The following is a 19,924-nucleotide window of genomic DNA, read 5'->3' on the forward strand; positions in this document are numbered from 1 at the left end:
CGGGCGCTCATAGGGCTCCTCGTCTGCTGAGAATTTCGAGCATAAGTGCAGGCGCGCTTGGGGCAGAGCGTTTTTGCCTTTGCTTCACTGTAGAATATCGTTTTTTGCGGCGTAGGTTGTCTTGCTGAGTTGTGTGGTACGCCCGCGCTCGGCTGTCTTCAGCGCGCGTTCGTTTTACGGACGTTGGCTTTGAGCGGCCTGTATTCCCAGGGTTTCTCGCGGCCTGGTGGGCTTCATCTGCGCGAAGCTACATGTTATCGGTATCGCCGGTGCTGATTCACCTCAGCGCCAGCTTGGACGACTTTCGTGGTGTCTTTTTATGCCGGATGGCTGGGATCAGTGTTCTGGCGGCTGGCCGTTGGGGCGCATCGGGGCGGCAGCCGCGGCTCTTCTTCGCTAAACCTTGCACCGGGGGTCTGACCGAACGACGGGAGGCGCTTTTCGGTTCAATCTTGATCCGCGTCGACTCTCTAAGCGAGGTGCTTCGAGTTGAGCGCGGCCGCGATTGCCGTGATTGATACCGTTGCGGCATTGCCATCGCCATAGGGATTGTCGACCGCAGCCATCTTCCGATATGAAGAGTTATGGGTGAACATCTCGGTTACCTCTTCAACCACGCGCGTTTCGTCCGTCCCGACGAGTCGAACGGTGCCCGCCGCTACGGCCTCAGGTCGTTCGGTGTTTTCGCGCATGACGAGAACCGGCTTGCCGAGACTCGGCGCCTCTTCCTGGACGCCGCCGGAGTCGGAGAGCATGACGGTGCTGAGCGACATCAGGCGCGCGAACTCGCCGTAGGGCAGCGGCTCGGTCACGGTGACGTTCTCGATGCCGTCGAGCTGGGGGAGGACGGCCTCCCGCACGACGGGGTTGCGGTGCGCCGGGAGGACGATCTCCACGTCGGGGAACGACCGTGCGATCCGTGCTAGCGCTCGCCCTACGCCTTCCATCGCGCCGCCCCAGTTCTCGCGGCGGTGGGTGGTCACGAGGAGGATGCGCCGCCCTGACGCGGCGAGGTCTTCGAGGCGCGGGTCGGTGAAGGGGATCTCCTTGCCGACCGTGGTGAGCAGCGCATCGATGACGGTGTTGCCGGTGACGACGATCGTCGAGTCGTCGACCCCCTCGGCGAGGAGGTTCGCCCGGCTGGTCTCGGTGGGAGCGAGGTGGAGGGCGGCGATCTGGGTCGTGATCTTCCGGTTCGCCTCCTCCGGGAACGGGGACTGGATGTTCCCGGAGCGCAGGCCTGCCTCCAGGTGCACCACGGGGATCTGCCGGTAGAACGCGGCGAGCGCGGCGGCCGTCGAGGTGGAGGTGTCGCCCTGGACGATGACGGCGGTGGGCTTCTCCTTCGCGAGGATCGGGTCGAGGCCCTCGATCACCCGCGCGAAGATCTGCGCCAGCGTCTGCCCGTGGCTCATGATGTCGAGGTCGTGGTCGGGGACGATGCCGAAGAGCTCGTTCACCTGGTCGAGCATCTCGCGGTGCTGGCCGGTCACGACGGTCACCGACTCGAAGTCGGGGCTCTCCTCGAGCGCCTTGATGACGGGAGCGACCTTGATCGCCTCCGGTCGGGTGCCGTAGACGGTCATGATGCGAGCGGTCATGCTTCTCTCTTCTCTGCTGCGGCCGCGTCCCGGCCGTGTCCCCGGACGTGCCGGGGGCGGTAGCTGCGTCCAGGGGACTCCTCCACCTGCACGTGCGTCTCGGTCTTCTCCGCGAGGGCGTCCTCGATGATCTTCTTCGCCTCGTCGGGCTTCTCCTTGGCGATCGCCCAGGCCCACTTGCGGTAGCGCAGCGCGACGTCCTCCGCCGGGCCGTCGAGCACGAGGCGGCCGTAGTTGAGCCAGATCGCGCGCGTGCACGTCTCTTCGATGGTCTGCGCTGCGTGACTCACGAGGAACACCGTGCCGGCGTTCTCCCGCAGCCGGTTCATGCGGGCCTCGCTGCGCTCCTTGAACGCGGCGTCGCCGGTGGCGAGGGCCTCGTCGATGAGCATGATGTGCGGGTTCGCGGCGGTCGCGATGGCGAACCGCAGCCGTGCTCCCATGCCGGACGAGTACGTCTTCATCGGGAGGTAGATCGACTTGCCGAGGCCGGCGAGCTCGACGACGTCGGGGATCGCCTTCTCCGTCTGCTCGGGGGTGAGCCCCATGGCGAGGCAGCCGAGCCGGACGTTCTGCTCGCCCGAGAGGTCGGGCACGAGGGCGGCGTTGACCCCGATGAGGACGGGCGTGCTCTCGGCGAGCACACGCCCGCGCGCGGGCCGCTCGAGCCCGGCGATGATCCGCAGGAGCGTGCTCTTGCCGGAGCCGTTCTGGCCGACGAGGCCGATCTGCTCGCCCGAGCGCGCGACGAAGGAGATCCCGGAGAGCGCCCGCACGAGCACCATGGGCTGCTGGCCGAGCACGGTCTTGGCGGCCCGGACGAGCCGGTTCGAGCGCCGACGCTCGGCCGCGTCCGTCGACGGGACGCGGTAGCGCACGTGCACGTCCTGGACCGCGACGGTGGCGGACGCGAAGGGGTCAAGCTCGGCCATAGGACTCCTCCCCGTGGTAGAAGAAGAGGAACCCCACGACGAGCGTCCCGACGGCCCAGGCGCCCAGCCCGAGCCACGACGACAGCGCCGGCGTCACGCCGTAGAGCAGGCAGTCGCGGACCATGCTCAGCACCATGAACATCGGGTTCGCCTCCATGAGGGCGAGCGCCGTCGGGTGGTCGATGAACTGGTCGTAGGAGAAGAACACCGCGGAGCCGTAGAGCCACAGCCGCATGCCGAAGCTGATGAGCTGGTTGAGGTCGGGCACGACGGCGACGCACCGCGCGAGCAGCAGTGCCAGGCCGGTGGTGAACAGCACCTGGAGCGCGAGGACGCCGGGCACGAGCACGACGCGCCAGGTGAACACCTCGGCGGGGGGCATGACGGCGAGCAGCACCACCATGGCACCGAGCACCGGGATCATGTCGAGCATCCCGCGCAGGATCACCGAGATGGGCAGAGAGGCGCGGGGGAAGGAGAACGCCCGGATGAGGTTGCGGCCGTTCCTGATGGAGTTCGCCCCGCCCGTCACGGCCTTCGTCGTGAACGAGAAGAGGAACACCCCGATGATGAGGTAGCCGATGAAGTTGTCGATGCCGCGCGACGACTTCAGCAGCAGGCCGAAGATGAGGAAGTAGGTCAGGCCGTCGAGCACGGGCTTGAGCACGAGCCACACGGTGCCGAGCAGGTTCTCGCGCGTCCCGCTCGTCACCTTCGCGCGGGCCTCGGCCCACAGGAAGTGCCGACGGTTCCACAGCTGCCCGAGGTACACCCCGAGCGGCGGGCGCGCCCCGACGCGGGTGAGCCGACCCGCGGAGACGACCTCCGTCGTCGACGGCGGGCCCGCGAACAGCATCGAGTACAGGTCCCCGCGAGGGGACCTGCTCTCGGTGGTGCTCGTCTCTCCGGTCATCGCGGCATCCTAGGATCCCGTCGGCGCGTACGCCGTGCCGTACGTCGCGACGTAGGCGTCGAGCGTGTCCGTGCGCACCGCGTCACCGAGCGCGGCGGTCTGCTCCGCGTCCACGAGGTTGACCGACGCGCCGCCCCTCTCGCCGAACCCGGTGATCGGCACCATGAGCCCGACGACGTCCTCGCGCTCGAGCTCGGCGGCGAGCGGGACGAGCGCGAGCGCGTCGTCCACGTCGAGGTCGCCCGTGATCTTCACGTTGCGCACGAGCATCGGCATCAGCTCGGCGAGCACCGCCGGATCGTCGGCGCGCTCCGCGATCCTGTCGAGCATCCCGACGACGGCGGCGCGCTGCCGTTCGGTGCGGTCGAGGTCGCCGAGGGGAAGCCGCTTGCGCTCGCGCACGTAGATGAGGCCGTCCGTGCCGGAGAGCGTGATGCGCCCCTCGGGGAAGTCGACGACGCGTCCCGTGCTCTGCACGGTCACCGTGCTCGCGTGCTGGTTGTCCACCTCGAACCCGTCGAGCGCGCGCGTGAGGGCGATGAACCCCGCGAAGTTCGACTGGACGACGTAGTCGATCTCCGCACGGCCGAGCAGGCCGGACACCGTCTGGACGAGCGTGTCCGTCCCGCCGCGCGAGAACGCCGCGTTGATCTTCCCCTCGCCGAGCCCCGGGATGTCGACCCACATGTCGCGCGTGAAGGACACGAGGTACAGGTTCTCCCGGTCCGCGGGCACGTGGACGAGCAGGATCGTGTCGGCGTTGCCCGTGAGGTCGGCCGGGTCTCGCGAGTCCGTGCCGACGAGGAGCGCGTTCACCGGCCCCTCGGGCAGCGGGTCCGCCGGTCCTGTCGGCGTGGGGGTCGGGCTGGGAGCCGCGGAGCGCGTCGGCGCGGGGGACGCGCTCGTCGCCGACGGCGCGGGCTCCGGCGCCGCCGTCGTGCAGCCGGCGAGCAGGGCGGTCGCGACGAGGGCACCGAGGGGACGACGCAGGAGGGCGGTGCTCATCGCGTTCCTCCTGCCAGCGCTCGTGCGTACACCTCGCGGTACCGGGCCGTGTTCGCGGCCCACGTCCTGGTGGCCGCGAGCTCGCGACCGCGCGCCAGCATGCCACGACGTGCGTCGTCGTCGCCCAGGACGTCCGCCACGGCGGTGGTCCACGCGGCGACGTCGCCCGCGGGCACGAGGCGTCCCGCGGCACCGACGGCCTCGCGCAGCGCGGGCAGGTCGCTCGCGACCACCGGCCGGCCCACGGCCATCGCCTCGACCGGCTTGAGCGGGGTGACGAGGCGCGTCACGCGGTCGTCCCGGCGCGGGACGAGGACGACGTCGAGCGCCGCGAGGTAGGTCGTGGCGAGGGCGCGCGGCACCCGCCCCGGCAGGATCGCGTGCTCGCCGAGCCCCAGCTCGTCGGCGAGGCGGAGGAGGCCGGGGCGGGCGACGCCGTCGCCCACCACGAGCGCGGTCGCGTCGACGCCGTCCGCCCGGAGCGCGGCGACCGTGCGCAGGACCGTGTCGAGACCCTCGTAGTCGACGACGCTGCTCACCGTGCCGATCACGGGCCCGCGCGCCGTGATCCCGAGGCGCTCGTGGGCGGCGTCGGGCGACGGGTGCGTCGTGCCCAGGAGCGTCGTCGGCACCGCGTTGGGGACCACCGTGACGCGGGAGCCCGGCACGCCGCGCCCCACGAGCTCGGTCCGCATCGTCTCGCTGAGGGTCACCACGTGGTCGGCGGCGAGCGCGAGCTCGGTCTCCTTGGCCCGGATCAGCGCGTAGCGGTCCGACGCCTCGGCGGCGCGCCGCGCGTCGGGCGTGCGGTGCGACGCCGCCCAGGTCTCCTCGGGCAGGCCGCGCACCTCGTACACCCACGGCACGCCGAGGCGTCGGGCGGCCGCGCGCGCCGCCGCGCCGGTCGTGTGGGGGGTGGTGGCGTGCACGACGTCGGGCGCGAACCTCCGCGCCGCGCGCACCAGCAGGTCGACCTCGACCTCGGCGCGCAGCGCCGGGTCGCCGCGCAGCACCCAGGGGAGCAGCCGTTCGTAGCGCACGCCGTCGACGACGTCCGCCGAGCGCGCGCCGAGCACGCCGATCGTCACCGGGTAGGCGCCGCGCGTCGTCGCGGACACGGTCAGCACGTCCTCGTGCTGCGCGCGGAGGATCGCGTGGCTGCGCAGCGTGTACCCGCTCTGGGTGTGGGGGAGCGAGTTCGTCAGGTGGTGGAGCACCCGCGGCTGCCCGACGTCGCCCCGCGCCGGGTGCGGCGAGGTCCCGCTGGTCGGGGGGTCGGGCCGGAGCGCGTCGACCTGGGCGCGGAGGGCGCGGAGGGTGCGACGCTCGCCGCGGCCTGACGCGCTGGCGCGATCGAGCGCGTCCACGTCGCCCGCCTGCCAGAGCGCGCGCAGCCGGGCGGGGCCGGGGTGGGGGACGCCGTCGAGCAGCTCGGGGTGGCCGACCGCGACGGCGACCTCGGCGGCCACGCGGCGCGCGAGCCGCGACCCGGGCGCGCGGAGCACCGCGGCGACGGTGCGGGCCGCGTCGTCGGGGGAGCCGTCGAGGAAGAGGCCGAGCGCACGGCGCGCGGACGGGTCGCGCGCCACGAGGAGCAGGCGGACGACGCCGCGCCGGACCGGGGCGGGCGCGCGCCGTGCGGCCTGGATCCCGAGCCACACCGGGTCGTCGACGACGGCGCGCGCCCCGAAGGACAGCGCGAGGACGAGGGCGCGGACGGCGTCGCGCGGTGCCGCCGCCCTCATCGACGCAGCCCGTCGAGCAGCTCGACGTAGCGGGCGGCGAGCGCGTCGTCGTCCGCGTTGAGCGCGACCCACTCCTGGGCGGCGGGACCGATCTCCGGGACCGAGCCCGCGGCCACGAAGCCGGCCCAGAGCGCGGCCAGCGCCTCGACGTCCCCGGGCGGGACGACGTCGCCCGCCTCGAGCGAGAGCACGAGCTCCGCGGCCTCGCCCGCGAGGCACGCCGTGACGTGCCGACGCGTCGCCATCGTCTCGTAGAGCTTCGAGGGCACCGTCCACTGGAAGGGCTCCCAGTCGCGCAGCGACACGAGCACGGTGTCGGCCCACGCGTACAGCGCGGGGACGTCCGTGTGCGGCACACGACCGAGGAACGTCACCGGTGCGCCGAGCGTCGTGGCCAGGGCCTTGAGGTGAGGGACGTCGGCCCCCGTGCCGGCGAGGTGCACCTCGAGCGGCACGCCCCGCGCGGCGAGCGCGGCGGCGGCCTCCACGACGACCTCGAGACCCTGCGACCGGCCGATCGTCCCCACGTAGACGGCGCGCAGCGGCCGGTCCGGGCCCAGGGGGTGGGCGTCGTCGTCGGGCAGGGCGTCGACCTCGTCGTCCACCTTGTCGGCGAGGCGGTCGGTGAACGCGGTGCCGTTGCGCACGACCCCGACGTTCGGGGCGCCCCGGCTCTCGACGACCCCGGCGAACGTCTCCGTCGTCGTCACGACGAGGTCGCTGCGGGTCTGCAGCCGGACGATCGCGCGGTGCGCGAGCGCGACCACCGCGGACCGCGCCCGACGGCCGGAGCCGTCGGCGACGACGCCGGCCGGGCGGATGAGGTCGGGCCACGCGTCGCGCATCTCGACGACGAAGCGGGCGCGGAAGAGCCGGGCCAGGGCCCACGCGGCGAACATGCTGGGGATGCCGGGCACGGTGCCGACGACGACGGTCGGGCGGTGCGCCCGAGCGCGCAGGTGCCGCCACCCGAGGACGACCGAGTGGGCGGCCGCGACCACGTGGTCAGCCGTGCGGGAGACGAGCGAGGACGAGTGCTCGCGGTAGCGCACGCGCAGGATCCGCTCGCCGTGGCGGCCGCGCTGGACGAGCCCGGGGCGCAGGTGCGCGTGCTCGGGGTCGAGCACGCCGGCCGGGTAGTGCGGGGGCGGAGCGAGGACGGTCACGCGGAAGCCCGCGCCGACCAGGCGGGGCACGAGTGCACCCCAGCGGCGCTGCGGCGCGCCCGTCTCGGGCTCGTAGTGGTGGGTGACCAGGAGGAGGTGGTCGTGCCGGTCCCGGCGCCGCGGTCGGGGCGCCGGTCGACGGCGCGCGCGAGCGTGCCGTGCCGCACTCGTAGACATGTCGCCCCCTGCGATCGACGGCTCTCCGGGGCGCGCCCTCCGCCGGTGCCTTCCTGGAACTGAGCGGTACGAGAGTACCGCTCTGGAACGTGGTGAAGTCGTGAGACGGCCGAGCACCGAGGGTGAAGAGGCCGGCGCAGGCGCTCGAAACAGCCGTCGAAGCAGGTCGCGCGCCGTAGGATGCCTGCCGTGGCCGACACCCTGTTCCCGGACCCCTCGCCCGAGCCGCGTGCCGACCGGCGGCACGCGCGCCGTCGTCGTGGAGGCCGGACGGCGCTCGTCGTGCTCGTGTCGCTCCTCGCCGTGCTCGTCCTGGCCGGTGTCGGGGGCGCCTGGTGGTTCCAGCGCCAGCTCGACGGCAACATCGAGAAGCTCGCCGACCCGTTCGAGGGCCTGGAGAACCGCCCCGACCCGGCGCCGAGCGACCCCGAGGTCGCGACGGAGGCCGTGAACTTCCTGGTGCTCGGCTCCGACAGCCGCATCTCGGCCGGGGACCCGTCCCAGTGGGAGGCGGGCGCGCAGCGCACGGACGCGATCATGCTCGTGCACCTTCCGGCCGACCGGCAGACGGCGCAGGTCGTCTCCATCCCGCGCGACGCGTGGGTCCCGATCCCCGGGCACGGGGAGGCGAAGATCAACGCCGCCTTCTCGTACGGCGGCCCCTCCCTCATGATCCAGACGGTCGAGGACCTCACCGGAGTGCGGATCGACCACTTCGCCGTGACCGACTTCGAGTCCTTCACGACCCTCACCGACGCGCTGGGCGGCGTGCAGATCCGCATCCCGGAGGACATCGGCGACGGCAAGAAGGTGTTCTTCGAGGCGGGCGTGCACCAGATGACGGGCGAGGAGGCCCTCACCTACACGCGTCAGCGCCACGGCCTGGCGAACGGCGACTTCGGCCGCGTGCAGCGCCAGCAGAACTGGATGCGCGCGATGCTCGGCAAGATCAACAACAACCGCAACGACGTCGCGATGATGACGCGCTTCTTCACCGCGGTGAGCGAGTCGGTGGCGACCGACGACGGCCTGACCATCGACGAGATGCGGAACCTCTACATGAGTGCCCGCGGTCTGAGCACGAACGACGTCACGTTCATGACGGCGCCCAACTCCGGGACCGGGCGCAGCGCCGACGGGCAGTCGATCGTCGTGCTCGACCGTGCCCGGTTCGACCCGCTCATGGCGTCGATCGCGAACGACTCCGTCGGGGACTACCTCGTCCAGAACGCCGAGGCGCTCGAGGTCCTGCCGCCCACGGTCAAGTGATCGGGCGCCGGTGACCGACCGCTCCAGCAGCCCGCAGCGCAGCGTCCTCGTCCACGGGAGCTGCGTCACCCGCGACGCGTTCGCGCTGCCGGAGGAGACGCGGTTCCGCCTCGCCGACTACTACGCACGCAGCTCGCTGGCGTCCGCGTTCGCGTCCGAGGGGCTCTCCGGGGTCGACGTCGCCCGCGTCGAGTCCCCGTTCCAGCGCCGCATGGTCGAACGGGACCTGGGGAAGGACTTCGCGGCGCGGCTCGGGACGACGGACGCGGACGTCGTCGTGCTGGACCTCGTCGACGAGCAGTACGACCTCGTGGTCGGGTCGGACGGCGGCGTGGCGACGCGCTCCATGGAGTTCCTGCGGGCCGGTGGCGACGGCGTGCGGTCGCGTCGGGTCGGGTCGGGGTCGCCCGAGTTTCTCGTCCGGTGGGAGGCCGGCTGGGCTGCGCTCGTGGCCACGGCACGCCGGCAGGGCCGACTGGGCCGCGTCGTCGTGCACGAGGCGTACTGGGCGCGGGGCGACGCGGCGGGCGGGGCGTTCGACCAGCAGCGCGTCGAGTCGGCGAACCGCACGCTCACCTATCTCTACGCGCGCATGCGCAAGGACCTGCCCGAGGCGCGCTTCCTCCGGGTCCCGGACCGGCTCGTGGTCGGCGACCCGTCCCACCGGTGGGGCCCGTCGCCGGTCCACTACGTCGAGGACTACTACCGCGCCTTCCTCGACCTCCTCGACGAGGCGACGCGCGCCGCCGTCTGACGCAGGTCCCGGCAGGCCGCGGGCCCGCCGAGGGGACGCGGCCCCCGCGGAGCCGGGCTCTCGAGGGAAGGGTCAGGCGACGCCGTCGAGGACGACGACGCCGTCCTTGAACGCCACGCCGCTCACCCGCGCGCCCGGGGTGCGTGCCTGGAGGAGACGCTGGACGTCGAGCGCGACGCGCGCGTCCGGGAGCACCCGCACGGACCCGGCGGGGAGGCCCTTCGCCGCGACGACGGACTCGATCCGGCTCGCCGCGAGACCGAGGAGCTTGTGCGCGGGCAGGCCGCCGGCGCTCGCGTCGACGGAGATCGTCGCGACGCCGTCCTGCACGTCGACCACGCGCAGCGTGGCGCGGACCGTGGGGGCGAGGCGCGTCGCGAGCCGGAGCGGTGCGGGCAGGCGCTTCACCTGGCGCGGGTCGGCGACGACCTCGAGCGCGTCCCCGCGTCCCGACACCGACGTGACGAACGAGGGGAGCTTGCGGCCCATGAGGCCGAGCAGGTGGAGCGTCTCGGCGAGGGTCAGTTCCTGGTGCACGGCGCACACCATAGCGGACGTGCGGGACGTCTCGGACGCCTGGTCGTGACGGGCGTCTCCACCCGCAGGCCTTTTCTTACCCAAGGTAATGAGTTAGGGTAACTATCATGCCTGCTGCGGACCTCACTGCTCCTACCCGGAACCAGTACCGGCCCGCGACGCTCGGCGGCGACCTGCGGGTCGCGCTCACCCGGATCTCCCGGCGGCTGCGTGCCCAGCGCGGCGAGGCGGACCTCCCCGAGGGGCGGTTCGGCGTCCTCACCGTCCTGCACAAGCACGGCGCCATGTCGCCCAGCGAGCTCGCGGAGCACGAGCGCGTCCGGCCGCCGTCGATGACCCGCGCCGTCAACGCCCTCGTCGAGATGGGTCTCGTCGAGAAGGGGGAGCACGCGAGCGACCGCCGTCAGGTCGTCGTGCGCCTCACGGACGCCGGCGTGCGCGAGGTCAAGGAGACGCGGCGCCGCCGGGACGCGTGGCTCACGCAGCAGCTGTCCTCCCTCACCCCTGACGAAAGAGAGACCTTGGCCCGCGCCAGTGAGCTGTTGACCCGGATCGCCGCCCGATGAGCACCACGTTCTCCTCCCTCCAGTACTACAACTACCGCGTCTGGTTCGGCGCCGCGCTCGTCGCGAACGTCGGCACCTGGATGCAGCGCGTCGCGCAGGACTGGCTCGTCCTCAGCGACCTCACCGACAACTCCGGCGTCGCCGTCGGCGTCGTCACCGCGCTGCAGTTCGCGCCCGTGCTCGCCCTGTCCGCGTGGGCGGGCCTGCTCGCCGACCGGCTCCCGCGCCGTCGGCTCCTCATGGCCACCCAGGGCGCGATGGGACTGCTCGCGCTCGGCCTCGGCGCGCTCGTGCTGTCCGGGAACGTCGAGCTGTGGCACGTCTACGTGTTCGCCGGCCTGCTCGGCGTCGTCTCGGCGTTCGACAACCCCGTGCGCCAGACGTTCGTCGCCGAGATGGTGCCCGCCGACAAGCTCTCCAACGCCGTCGGGCTCAACAGCGCGTCGTTCAACGCGGCGCGCCTCGTCGGGCCGGGCGTCGCCGGGCTGCTCATCGCGGCCGTCGGCTCCGGCTGGCTGTTCATCATCAACGGCGTGACCTTCGGGGCGACCATCCTCGCGCTGCTGTACATGCGCACGCGCGAGCTCCACGTGCTGCCGAGCGCGCCGCGCGAGAAGGGTCAGATCCGCGAGGGCGTCCGGTACGTGCGCGGACGGACGGACATCATCGTCATCATGGTCGTCGTCGGCGTCGTGTCGACGTTCGGGCTCAACTTCCAGCTCACGTCCGCGATGATGGCGAAGGTCGAGTTCGGCATGGGGCCCGGGGAGTACGGGATCCTCGGGTCCATCCTCGCGATCGGGTCGCTCACCGGGGCCCTGCTCGCCGCGCGCCGGGAACGCCCGCGCGTCCGGCTCGTCATCGGGTCCGCGTTCGGGTTCGCCGTCGCCACGGGGGTCATGGCGCTCATGCCCACGTACGCGAGCTTCGCCGTCGCGTGCATCCCCGTGGGGCTCGCGTCGCTCACCATGATGACCGCGGCCAACTCGACCATCCAGATGTCCGTGGACCCCGTCATGCGCGGGCGCGTCATGTCGCTCTACATGATCGTGTTCCTCGGTGCGACGCCCGTCGGCTCCCCTCTCGTCGGCTGGATCGCCGAGGCGTGGGGCCCGCGCTGGGCGATCGGCGTCGGGTCGATCACCGCCGCGCTCGTCGCGGTGGGCGCCGCCGTCTGGGCCGTGCGCAACTGGCACCTCGAGGTCCGGTACCGCGTCCTGCAGCGCCCGCACCTCGTGGTGCGCTACCTCGACGCCGGGACCCCGACCGACCGTTCCGCCCGCGCCGAGGCGCGGCGCCGGATCGAGGCCGAGGACGCGCAGGAGGCCGCCCGGGCGGCCTGACGCCGCCCCTCCCGCCGAGCCACGAGGCCGGTGCCGCCCCGGTCTCGTGGGCGGCACCGGCCTCGTGCTGGGCGCGGACCTCGGTCACGCTCGTCAGCCGAGGTGGTCGACGACGTGGTCCACGCACGCGGTGAGGGCGCGGACGTCGTCGGGCTCGATCGCCGGGAACATGGCGACACGCAGCTGGTTGCGGCCGAGCTTGCGGTACGGGAAGACGTCGAGCACGCCGTTCTCGCGCAGCGCTGCGACGACGGCCGTCGCGTCGATCGCGTCGTCCAGGTCGATCGTGCCGACGACCGTCGACCGCTCCGCCGGGTTCGCGACGAAGGGCGTCGCCCACTCGCGCGAGTCCGCCCACCCGTAGAGGTGCGCGGCCGACTCGGCGGACCGGGCGGCGGCCCACTCCAGGCCCCCGTTGCCCAGGAGCCACTCCACCTGCTCGGCGAGCATGACGAGCGTCGCGATCGCGGGCGTGTTGAGCGTCTGGTCCTGGCGGGAGTTCGCCGCGGCCGTGCGCAGCGACAGCGACTCCGGGACCCAGCGCGTGCCGCTGCTCTCGACCTCCTCCGCGCGCGCGAGCGCGTCGGGCGAGCACAGCGCGAGCCACAGGCCGCCGTCCGACCCGAAGACCTTCTGCGGCGCGAAGTAGTAGACGTCGGTCTCCGCGACGTCCACGGGGATCGCGCCCGCGCCGGACGTGGCGTCCACGAGCGTGAGCGCGCCGCGCTCGCGCGAGCCGGGGACGCGGCGCACGGGCGCCATCGCGCCGGTCGAGGTCTCGTTGTGCGGCCACGCGTGCACGTCGACGTCGTCGGCGGGCTCCGGGAGCGCGACGGTCCCCGCAGGGGCCGAGATCACCTGGGACGGCTCCAGGAAGGGTGCGGCGGTCGTCGCGGCGGCGAACTTCGCGCCGAACTCGCCGAACGCCGCGTGCTGCGCCTTCGAGCGGACGAGGCACGCCGTCGCGACGTCCCAGAACGTCGTGGAGCCGCCGTTGCCCAGCACGACCTCGTAGCCGTCGGGCAGCGCGAACAGCGTGGCGAGGCCCTCGCGCGTGCGCCGCACGAGCGACCGGACGGGCGCCTGCCGGTGGGACGTCCCCAGCAGGGAGGTGCCGGCGTCGGACAGCGCCCGGACCTGCGCGGCGCGGACCTTGGACGGCCCGGACCCGAAGCGGCCGTCGGCCGGCAGGAGGTCCGAGGGGATCGTGATCGAGGTGTTCGCGAGATCGGGCACGGCGTCACCCTACGCGCGCGCGGCGCGCCCCGGGAGCCTCGTCCACAGGCCGTGCGTCACCGCACGGCCCGCGCCGGGGGCCCGCGGGGAGGCGCGGGCCGCGAGCACCACGGGTGGCCCCGGGCGGCACCCCGGTCGGGTCACGGGATCGCCATAGACTGACCCCCAGCGGCCCGCCGGTGCGGGCAGGCGCCCCGTGGAGCGACGACCGGGCGCCCCGAGCCGACGAGCGACTGGGAGCGTGACGTGACCGATCTGATCGATACCACCGAGATGTATCTGAAGACGATCTACGAGCTCGTGGAGGAGGGCATCGTCCCGCTGCGCGCGCGCATCGCGGAGCGCCTCGGCCACTCGGGGCCCACGGTGTCGCAGACGGTCGCGCGCATGGAGCGCGACGGGCTCGTCGTCGTCACGGGGGACCGCCACCTCGAGCTCACGCCCGCGGGCCACGAGAAGGCGACGCGCGTCATGCGCAAGCACCGGCTCGCCGAGCGGCTCCTCACGGACGTCATCAAGCTCGACTGGGAGTACGTGCACACCGAGGCGTGCCGCTGGGAGCACGTGATGAGCGAGCTCGTCGAGGAGCGGCTCCTCGGGCTGCTCGACCACCCGCACTTCGACCCGTACGGCAACCCCATCCCGGGCCTGCCGGAGCTCGGGGAGCAGCTCGAGGAGGTCGACTTCCTCGACGGCGTCGTGTCGCTCCCCGTCCACCTCGCCCAGCACGGCCTCGGCGGCGGCGAGGTGCGCGTCGTGCTCCAGCGGATCGCCGAGCCGGTCCAGGTCGACGTCGAGCTCCTCGCGCGGTTCGCCCAGGCCGGGGTGCTGCCGCGCCGCACGCTCGTCGTGCGACCGGCACCGGCCGGCGGGGTCACCGTGCAGGGAGAGGGTGCGCCGGTCGTCCTCGACCTGCCCGACGACGTCGCGCGCCACCTCTTCGTCGCCCGCGGATAGCCGCCCGTTCACCGGGGGAAACGCCGTGACCTGCGGCGATGCGCGGGGCCGCGTTCCGTCGTGATGGGAACGTGACTTTTGCCGAGGGGTCCTGTACGGTCGTCCTGCTCCGTCGGGATACCCATCTGGCGGAGACCTCGCGCGGAACGCCTAACCCTGTCACCGCGAGAGGCCCACGACGACCCGATGACAGGGACGGGGGACCCACTTCCGGGTGCTGGAGACAGCGCCCTTGGGGTGAAGCCCGACGGACTCCGGTCCGCCAGGCCGGGTGACTCTTCCACCCGAACCCGACAGCTGACCTCGCAGGCGTCCAGGAGAGGCAACAGTGACCGTGAGCACGACTCGCGCCCGCCACCGCGCGGCGCGGCGTCCCGTGACGCCACTCAGCACCATCGCCCAGGCCGCATCGGACCAGATGTCGAGCGTCGGTCGTCGTACCGCCGTCGTCGCCGCGTCCTCCGGCCTCATCGTCTCGATGATCGGCGCCGCCGCCCCCGCGACGGCCGCCCCGGTCGACAACGAGTCCGGCAAGCTCAACGCCGTCGACCTCAGCGCCCTCACCGCGCAGGCCCGCCAGGCCCTCGAGGCCGCCCCGGCCGTGACCGTCGCGGCCGACGCGGCGTTCACCATCGAGGAGGCCCCGGTCACCGTGACCCCGGCCCCCGAGCCGGAGCCGGAGCCGGAGCCCGAGCCCGTCCGCACCACGCAGACGAGCCGCACGCAGGAGCGCCAGTCCACGCAGTCGTCGTCGTCCGACGAGTCGCAGGCCTCGGCCCAGCAGGAGGCGTCCGTCGGCGCCCCCGCGTCGGCGCACGGCTCGTCGATCGTCTCGATCGCGGCCCGCTACGTGGGCGTCCCGTACGTCTACGGCGGCACCACGCCCGACGGCTTCGACTGCTCGGGCTTCACCAGCTACGTCTACGCGCAGGTCGGCATCAACCTGCCGCGCACGTCGGGCGCCCAGGGTTCGGTCGGCACCAAGGTGTCGCGCGACCAGGCGCAGCCGGGCGACCTCATCTGGACGCCGGGCCACATCGCCATCTACGCGGGCGACAACATGATGATCGACGCCCCGCGTCCCGGGAAGTCGGTCCAGTTCCGCCAGATCTGGCAGTCGAACCCCACCTTCATCCGCGTGGCCTGATCGCTCAGCCGATCAGGACCCCCGCGGTCACTGGCTGGACGAACCCCGTCCGCTCGCACTCTGCGCGAGCGGGCGGGGTTCGTGGCATTCTTGACGTGTTCGTGACTCGTGGCAGACGACGGCCGGGCCTGGTCTCGGCTAGGTTGGTCGTCCGATGGCACCGGGCCGTCGAGAGGAGAGTCGCTCATGACCCGCACGGAATCCGTCCTCGTCGGTGTCGACGGCTCGGCGCCGAGCCTCCACGCCCTGGACTGGGCCGCGGCGTACGCGCTGCGCGTGGGGTGGCCCCTCCACATCGTGTGCACCTACTCGTTGCCGTCGTTCACGGCGGCGTCGCTCGACGGCGGCTACGCGGCCCTCGACGACTCGGCCATCCAGGAGGGCGCGCGCGCCGTCCTGGAAGAGGCTCGCGCCCGCGCCGAGGGCGCCGGCGTCCGCACGACGGCGACCGTCACGACCGGCGACGCCGCGGGGGTCCTCGTCGAGATGTCGCGCGAGCACGCGCTCGTCGTCGTCGGCACGCGGGGGCGCGGCGGCTTCACCGAGCGGCTGCTCGGCACCGTCTCCTCCGCGCTGCCCGCGCACGCGCACTGCCCGACGGTCGTCGTGCCGTATCGCGCGGGCGGGAAGGACGACGAGGGCGGCGCGCAGGAGCTGCCGCCGGTGCGGGACCTGCGCCGGATCGTCGTCGGGGTGGACGGGTCGCCGTCCGCCGAGATCGCGCTGCGGCACGCGATCCGTCAGGCCCGGGCCTGGGACGCCGAGCTCGTCGCGGTCGCCGGCGTCCCCGTCGGCGCCGGTGCGGGACTCCTCGCGTGGCTCCCCGCGTCGATCGACCACGAGCAGGTCCTGGCCGACGTCACCGAGGGGCTGAACGTCATCATCGACCGCCACGAGGCGGAGCACCCCGGGCTCACGATCAAGCGCATCGTGCTCGACGGCACGGGTGCGGAGCTCCTCACGGAGTTCTCCACGGCGTCCGACCTCATCGTCGTGGGCTCGCGCGGGCGGGGCGGGTTCCGCGGCCTGCTGCTGGGCTCCACGAGCCAGGCAGTGCTGCACCACTCCGCGTGCCCCGTCATGGTCGTGACCAAGAAGTGCGAGGACGACGAGCCGGCGGCCCAGGAGGGCTGAGCCGCCGGCACGCCTGGGCACCACGGCGCCAGGTGCCCAGGCGCGCGGTCAGCTCCGGTTGCGGTACAGCCGCATGGTGATCGGGGCGAGGATCGCGGTGAGGACGACGGACGCCACGAGGACCCACACGATCCCCTCCGTCGCGGGCTCGCCCGCCATGAGCCCGCGCACCGCGGTGACGAGGTGCGTGACCGGGTTGACGTCGACGAAACGCTGCAGCACGACGGGCATCGTCGACGGGTCGACGAAGATGTTCGACGCGAACGTGAGCGGCATGAGCACGAGCATCGACGTGCCCATGACGGCGTTGGGGGAGCGCAGCACGAGCCCGAGGGCCGTGAACACCCAGCTGAGCGCGAACGCGAACACGAGCAGCAGCACGATCCCCAGGACCACGCCGACGACGCCGCCCGGCGGGCGGAAGCCCAGCACGAGGCCGAGCGCGAGGGTCACGACCGAGGCGATCGTGTAGCGCACGGTGTCGCCGAGCAGCGCGCCGACGATCGGCGCGGGCCGCCACACGGGCAGCGACCGGAACCGGTCGAACACGCCCTTGCTGATGTCCGTGTTCATCGTGTAGCCCGTGTAGATCGTCGTGAAGAGCACCGCCTGCACGAGGATGCCGGGCAGCAGGAACTGCAGGTAGCTCTGCACGTCGCCGGCGAGCGCGCCGCCGAACAGGTACGTGAACATCAGCGTGAAGATGATCGGCGAGACCGTGACGTCGAACAGCTGCTCGGGCACGTGCTTGATCTTGAGCAGCGCGCGCCACGTGTACGTCAGGGTCGCCGAGACGGGCGACGGCCGGTCCGGTCGCCGGTCGAGCGCGACCGCCGCGCGCAGCGCGTTCGCCTCCGGGGCGCGCAGCTCCGCGGCGGTGGTCGTGGGGTCCGCGGCCATCAGGCCACCTCCTCGATCGTCTCGTCGTCGTCCATGGGCTGACCGGTGAGGGCGAGGAAGACCTCGTCGAGGCTCGGCTGCCCCAGCGTGAACTCGGGCACCACGATCCCCTCGTCGCCGAGGGCGGGCAGGATCCGCGCGACGTCCGCCGCGCCGTCGTCGGGCACGCGCGCGGTGAAGGCGTACGGGTCGTTCGCGAGCGTGATGTCCGTGCCGAGCAGCGCGCCCACGACCTCCGCGGCCCGGCCCCGCTGCGTCGCGTCGGCGAGGCGCAGGTGGACCGCGCCCTCGCCCACCGACCGCTTGAGCTCGGTCGCGGTGCCCTCCGCGATGACCTTGCCGTGGTCGATCACGGCGATGCGGTCGGCGAGCTGGTCCGCCTCCTCCAGGTACTGGGTCGTGAGCAGCACGGTCGCGCCGTCGGCGACGAGCACGCGCACGATGTCCCACACCTGGTTGCGGCTGCGCGGGTCGAGTCCGGTGGTCGGCTCGTCGAGGAAGATGACGCGCGGGCTCATGACGAGGCTCGCCGCGAGGTCGATGCGCCGCCGCATACCGCCCGAGTACGTCTTCACCTGGCGGTCGCCCGCGTCCCCGAGCCCGAACGCGTCGAGCAGCTCGGCCGAGCGACCGCGTGCCGTGCCACCCAGGAACCCGTACAGCCGCGCGAGCATGACGAGGTTCTCCGTGCCCGTGAGGTCCTCGTCCACCGACGCGTACTGCCCGGTGAGCCCGACGACGGAACGCACCTTGTCGGCGTCGTGCACGACGTCGTGACCGAGGACGCGCGCCGTGCCCGCGTCGGGGCGCAGGAGCGTCGCGAGCATGCGGACGGCGGTCGTCTTGCCCGCGCCGTTCGGCCCGAGGACGCCGAACACGGTGCCCTCGGGGATGAGGAGGTCGATGCCGTCGACCGCCTTGGTCACCGACTTCCCGGTCGTGAAGTGCTTGACGAGGCCGCGCGCCTCGACGGCGAGGTCGCCGCGTGCAGGTTCGGTCATGTCCCCTCCTGGCCGTTGCCGACGGGCCGCCCGGAGCGTCCGGGCCACCCACGCACCCACCGACCGCCCGGGCCGGCAGAACTCATCGGTCGTGCACCTCCTCCATCGTGCGCCGGACGAGGGGAGGCTGACCAGCGCGATGCGCCAGGAGCGAAGAGACGCGCCGGAACGAGGTAGAGCCCCCGGCCGCGAGGGAGAACCCGGGGGGCTCTACGTCGCGACCGGAGGCTCTACCTCGCGGGTCCGGGGCCCTCTACTCCGCGGCGTGCTCCGCGGCCGCGAGGAGGACGCACGTCGCGACGCCGTCCATCGCGACGCGGACCTCCTCGATCGGGGGGAGGGTCGGGGCGAGGCGGAGGACCTTGTCCTCCGGGTCCTTGCCGTACGGGAACGGGGCGCCCGCGGGCGTGAGCGCGATGCCGGCGGCCTTCGCGAGCTCGACGACGCGCGACGCGGTGCCCGGCACGACCTCGAGGCTGACGAAGTAGCCGCCCTTCGGCTCGGTCCACGACGCCACGCCCGTGCCGCCGAGGCGGTCGGCGAGGATGCTCGTCACGGCGTCGAACTTGGGGGCGATGATGTCGCGGTGCTTGCGCATGTGGGCGCGTACGCCGTCGGCGTCGCCGAAGAACAGCGCGTGCCGGAGCTGGTTGACCTTGTCCGGGCCGATGGACTGGGCGGACAGGTGCTTCTTGTACCAGGCGACGTTCGCGGGGGACGACGCGAGGAACGCGACGCCCGCGCCGGCGAACGTGATCTTCGACGTCGAGGCGTAGAGGATCACGCGGTCCGGGTGGCCGGCCTCGGCGGCGAGCGCGATCGCGTCGGCGCTGCGGACCTCGTCGTCGGTGAGGTGGTGCAGGGCGTACGCGTTGTCCCAGAGGATGCGGAAGTCGGGGGCGGCGGCGGGCACGGACACGAGTGCCCGCGCGACCTCCTCCGTGACGACCGAGCCGTCGGGGTTCGCGTACGTCGGAACGACCCACATGCCCTTGATCGTCGGGTCGTCGGCGACGAGCGCGGCGACGGCCGCGGCGTCGGGGCCGTCCGCCGTCATGGGGACGGTGACCATCTCGATGCCGAGCGCCTCGCACACGGAGAAGTGGCGGTCGTAGCCGGGCACGGGGCAGATCCAGCGGACCTTCTCCTCGCGGCCCCACGGGCGCTCGGACCCGGGGACGCCGAAGAGCGTCGCGTACACGAGCGTGTCGTACATGAGCGTGAGGCTCGCGTTGCCGCCCGCGAGGAGCTGCTCGACGGGCACGCCGAGCAGCTCGGCGAAGATGCGCCGGAGCTGGGGCAGCCCCTCGAGGCCGCCGTAGTTGCGCACGTCCGTGCCGTCGGCGTCCGTGTGCACGCCCTCGCCCGGGAGCGCGAGCAGGGCCTCGGAGAGGTCGAGCTGCTCGGCCGAGGGCTTGCCCCGCGTGAGGTCGAGCTTCAGCCCCAGCGCCTGCAGGTCGGCGTACGCGCGACGCAGGTCGTCGAGGGACGACGCGAGGGTGGTGGTACCGGGTGCGGTGGGCTCGGGCGTGGTCACCCTC

General features: G+C 72.8%; 18 protein-coding genes and 1 riboswitch. Of the genes, 7 read left to right on the forward strand and 11 right to left on the reverse strand.

Features of this window, described 5'->3' with window-relative positions:
* Positions 1–470: 470 nt before the first annotated feature.
* From wecB to ACI769_RS16355, 6 genes are read right to left on the reverse strand one after another with little or no spacing between them, the layout of a single operon-like run.
* Complete coding sequence (gene wecB, locus ACI769_RS16330; RefSeq protein ID WP_409141979.1) at positions 471–1,586, reverse strand: non-hydrolyzing UDP-N-acetylglucosamine 2-epimerase; 1,116 nt, start codon at positions 1,584–1,586, stop codon at positions 471–473.
* A gap of 11 nt (positions 1,587–1,597) precedes the next feature.
* A complete protein-coding gene (locus tag ACI769_RS16335) occupies positions 1,598–2,533 on the reverse strand; it encodes an ABC transporter ATP-binding protein (RefSeq protein ID WP_051876538.1) in 936 nt (311 codons plus the stop codon).
* Positions 2,520–3,446, reverse strand: coding sequence for an ABC transporter permease (locus ACI769_RS16340; protein WP_409141980.1), 927 nt, complete (start codon positions 3,444–3,446; stop codon positions 2,520–2,522). The genes ACI769_RS16335 and ACI769_RS16340 overlap by 14 nt, the downstream gene beginning before the upstream one ends.
* A 9-nt stretch (positions 3,447–3,455) precedes the next feature.
* Positions 3,456–4,451, reverse strand: coding sequence for an LCP family protein (locus tag ACI769_RS16345; RefSeq protein WP_409141981.1), 996 nt, complete (start codon positions 4,449–4,451; stop codon positions 3,456–3,458).
* Positions 4,448–6,196, reverse strand: coding sequence for a glycosyltransferase (locus ACI769_RS16350; protein ID WP_409141982.1), 1,749 nt, complete (start codon positions 6,194–6,196; stop codon positions 4,448–4,450). The genes ACI769_RS16345 and ACI769_RS16350 overlap by 4 nt, the downstream gene beginning before the upstream one ends.
* Positions 6,193–7,392, reverse strand: a complete 1,200-nt coding sequence (locus ACI769_RS16355; protein ID WP_368666456.1) for a glycosyltransferase family 4 protein — start codon at positions 7,390–7,392, stop codon at positions 6,193–6,195. The genes ACI769_RS16350 and ACI769_RS16355 overlap by 4 nt, the downstream gene beginning before the upstream one ends.
* A 336-nt stretch (positions 7,393–7,728) precedes the next feature.
* Here ACI769_RS16355 and ACI769_RS16360 point away from each other — a divergent pair, with 336 nt between their 5' ends.
* Together ACI769_RS16360 and ACI769_RS16365 are read left to right on the forward strand one after the other, a co-directional pair.
* Entirely contained in the window at positions 7,729–8,808 is a 1,080-nt protein-coding gene (locus tag ACI769_RS16360; protein ID WP_409141983.1) for an LCP family protein, read from the forward strand.
* Positions 8,809–8,818: 10 nt separating this feature from the next.
* Positions 8,819–9,562, forward strand: coding sequence for a DUF6270 domain-containing protein (locus tag ACI769_RS16365; protein ID WP_409141984.1), 744 nt, complete (start codon positions 8,819–8,821; stop codon positions 9,560–9,562).
* Positions 9,563–9,634: 72 nt separating this feature from the next.
* Here the strand turns inward: ACI769_RS16365 and ACI769_RS16370 are convergent, their stop codons facing one another.
* On the reverse strand, positions 9,635–10,099 hold the full coding sequence (locus ACI769_RS16370; protein ID WP_244985604.1) for a hypothetical protein: 465 nt from the start codon (positions 10,097–10,099) through the stop codon (positions 9,635–9,637).
* Positions 10,100–10,206: 107 nt separating this feature from the next.
* Between ACI769_RS16370 and ACI769_RS16375 the strand changes: the two genes are divergently transcribed.
* Together ACI769_RS16375 and ACI769_RS16380 are read left to right on the forward strand one after the other, a co-directional pair.
* Positions 10,207–10,665: a MarR family winged helix-turn-helix transcriptional regulator gene (locus ACI769_RS16375; protein WP_021483075.1), complete on the forward strand. Its 459-nt coding sequence runs from the start codon at positions 10,207–10,209 to the stop codon at positions 10,663–10,665.
* Positions 10,662–12,008 (forward strand): MFS transporter, encoded by a 1,347-nt coding sequence (locus tag ACI769_RS16380; protein ID WP_034651240.1) that lies wholly within the window; start codon positions 10,662–10,664, stop codon positions 12,006–12,008. Before ACI769_RS16375 ends, ACI769_RS16380 begins: the two co-directional genes overlap by 4 nt.
* Positions 12,009–12,101: 93 nt before the next feature.
* Here the strand turns inward: ACI769_RS16380 and serC are convergent, their stop codons facing one another.
* Positions 12,102–13,244, reverse strand: a complete 1,143-nt coding sequence (gene serC, locus ACI769_RS16385; protein ID WP_389303422.1) for a phosphoserine transaminase — start codon at positions 13,242–13,244, stop codon at positions 12,102–12,104.
* Positions 13,245–13,490: 246 nt separating this feature from the next.
* Here serC and ACI769_RS16390 point away from each other — a divergent pair, with 246 nt between their 5' ends.
* From ACI769_RS16390 to ACI769_RS16400, 3 genes are all read left to right on the forward strand, one after another.
* Positions 13,491–14,201, forward strand: coding sequence for a metal-dependent transcriptional regulator (locus tag ACI769_RS16390; protein ID WP_021482469.1), 711 nt, complete (start codon positions 13,491–13,493; stop codon positions 14,199–14,201).
* Between the two features lie 137 nt (positions 14,202–14,338).
* Positions 14,339–14,528: riboswitch (cyclic di-AMP (ydaO/yuaA leader) on the forward strand.
* Between the two features lie 7 nt (positions 14,529–14,535).
* The gene (locus ACI769_RS16395) at positions 14,536–15,348 is read left to right on the forward strand and encodes a C40 family peptidase (protein ID WP_370670915.1); all 813 of its coding nucleotides are present in this window, start codon (positions 14,536–14,538) and stop codon (positions 15,346–15,348) included.
* A gap of 186 nt (positions 15,349–15,534) precedes the next feature.
* Positions 15,535–16,482, forward strand: coding sequence for a universal stress protein (locus ACI769_RS16400; RefSeq protein ID WP_076406209.1), 948 nt, complete (start codon positions 15,535–15,537; stop codon positions 16,480–16,482).
* Between the two features lie 48 nt (positions 16,483–16,530).
* Here the strand turns inward: ACI769_RS16400 and ACI769_RS16405 are convergent, their stop codons facing one another.
* From ACI769_RS16405 to ACI769_RS16415, 3 genes are all read right to left on the reverse strand, one after another.
* Positions 16,531–17,382 carry an ABC transporter permease gene (locus ACI769_RS16405; RefSeq protein WP_051028222.1) on the reverse strand — a complete coding sequence of 284 codons (852 nt, stop codon included), beginning with the start codon at positions 17,380–17,382 and terminating at the stop codon, positions 16,531–16,533.
* A complete protein-coding gene (locus ACI769_RS16410) occupies positions 17,382–18,383 on the reverse strand; it encodes a daunorubicin resistance protein DrrA family ABC transporter ATP-binding protein (RefSeq protein WP_034651234.1) in 1,002 nt (333 codons plus the stop codon). The genes ACI769_RS16405 and ACI769_RS16410 overlap by 1 nt, the downstream gene beginning before the upstream one ends.
* Positions 18,384–18,636: 253 nt before the next feature.
* Positions 18,637–19,920 (reverse strand): aminotransferase class I/II-fold pyridoxal phosphate-dependent enzyme, encoded by a 1,284-nt coding sequence (locus ACI769_RS16415; protein ID WP_409141985.1) that lies wholly within the window; start codon positions 19,918–19,920, stop codon positions 18,637–18,639.
* Positions 19,921–19,924 lie beyond the last annotated feature (4 nt).

The sequence above is a fragment of the Cellulosimicrobium sp. RS genome, assembly GCF_046159675.1.
Taxonomy (GTDB): Bacteria; Actinomycetota; Actinomycetes; order Actinomycetales; family Cellulomonadaceae; genus Cellulosimicrobium; species Cellulosimicrobium funkei.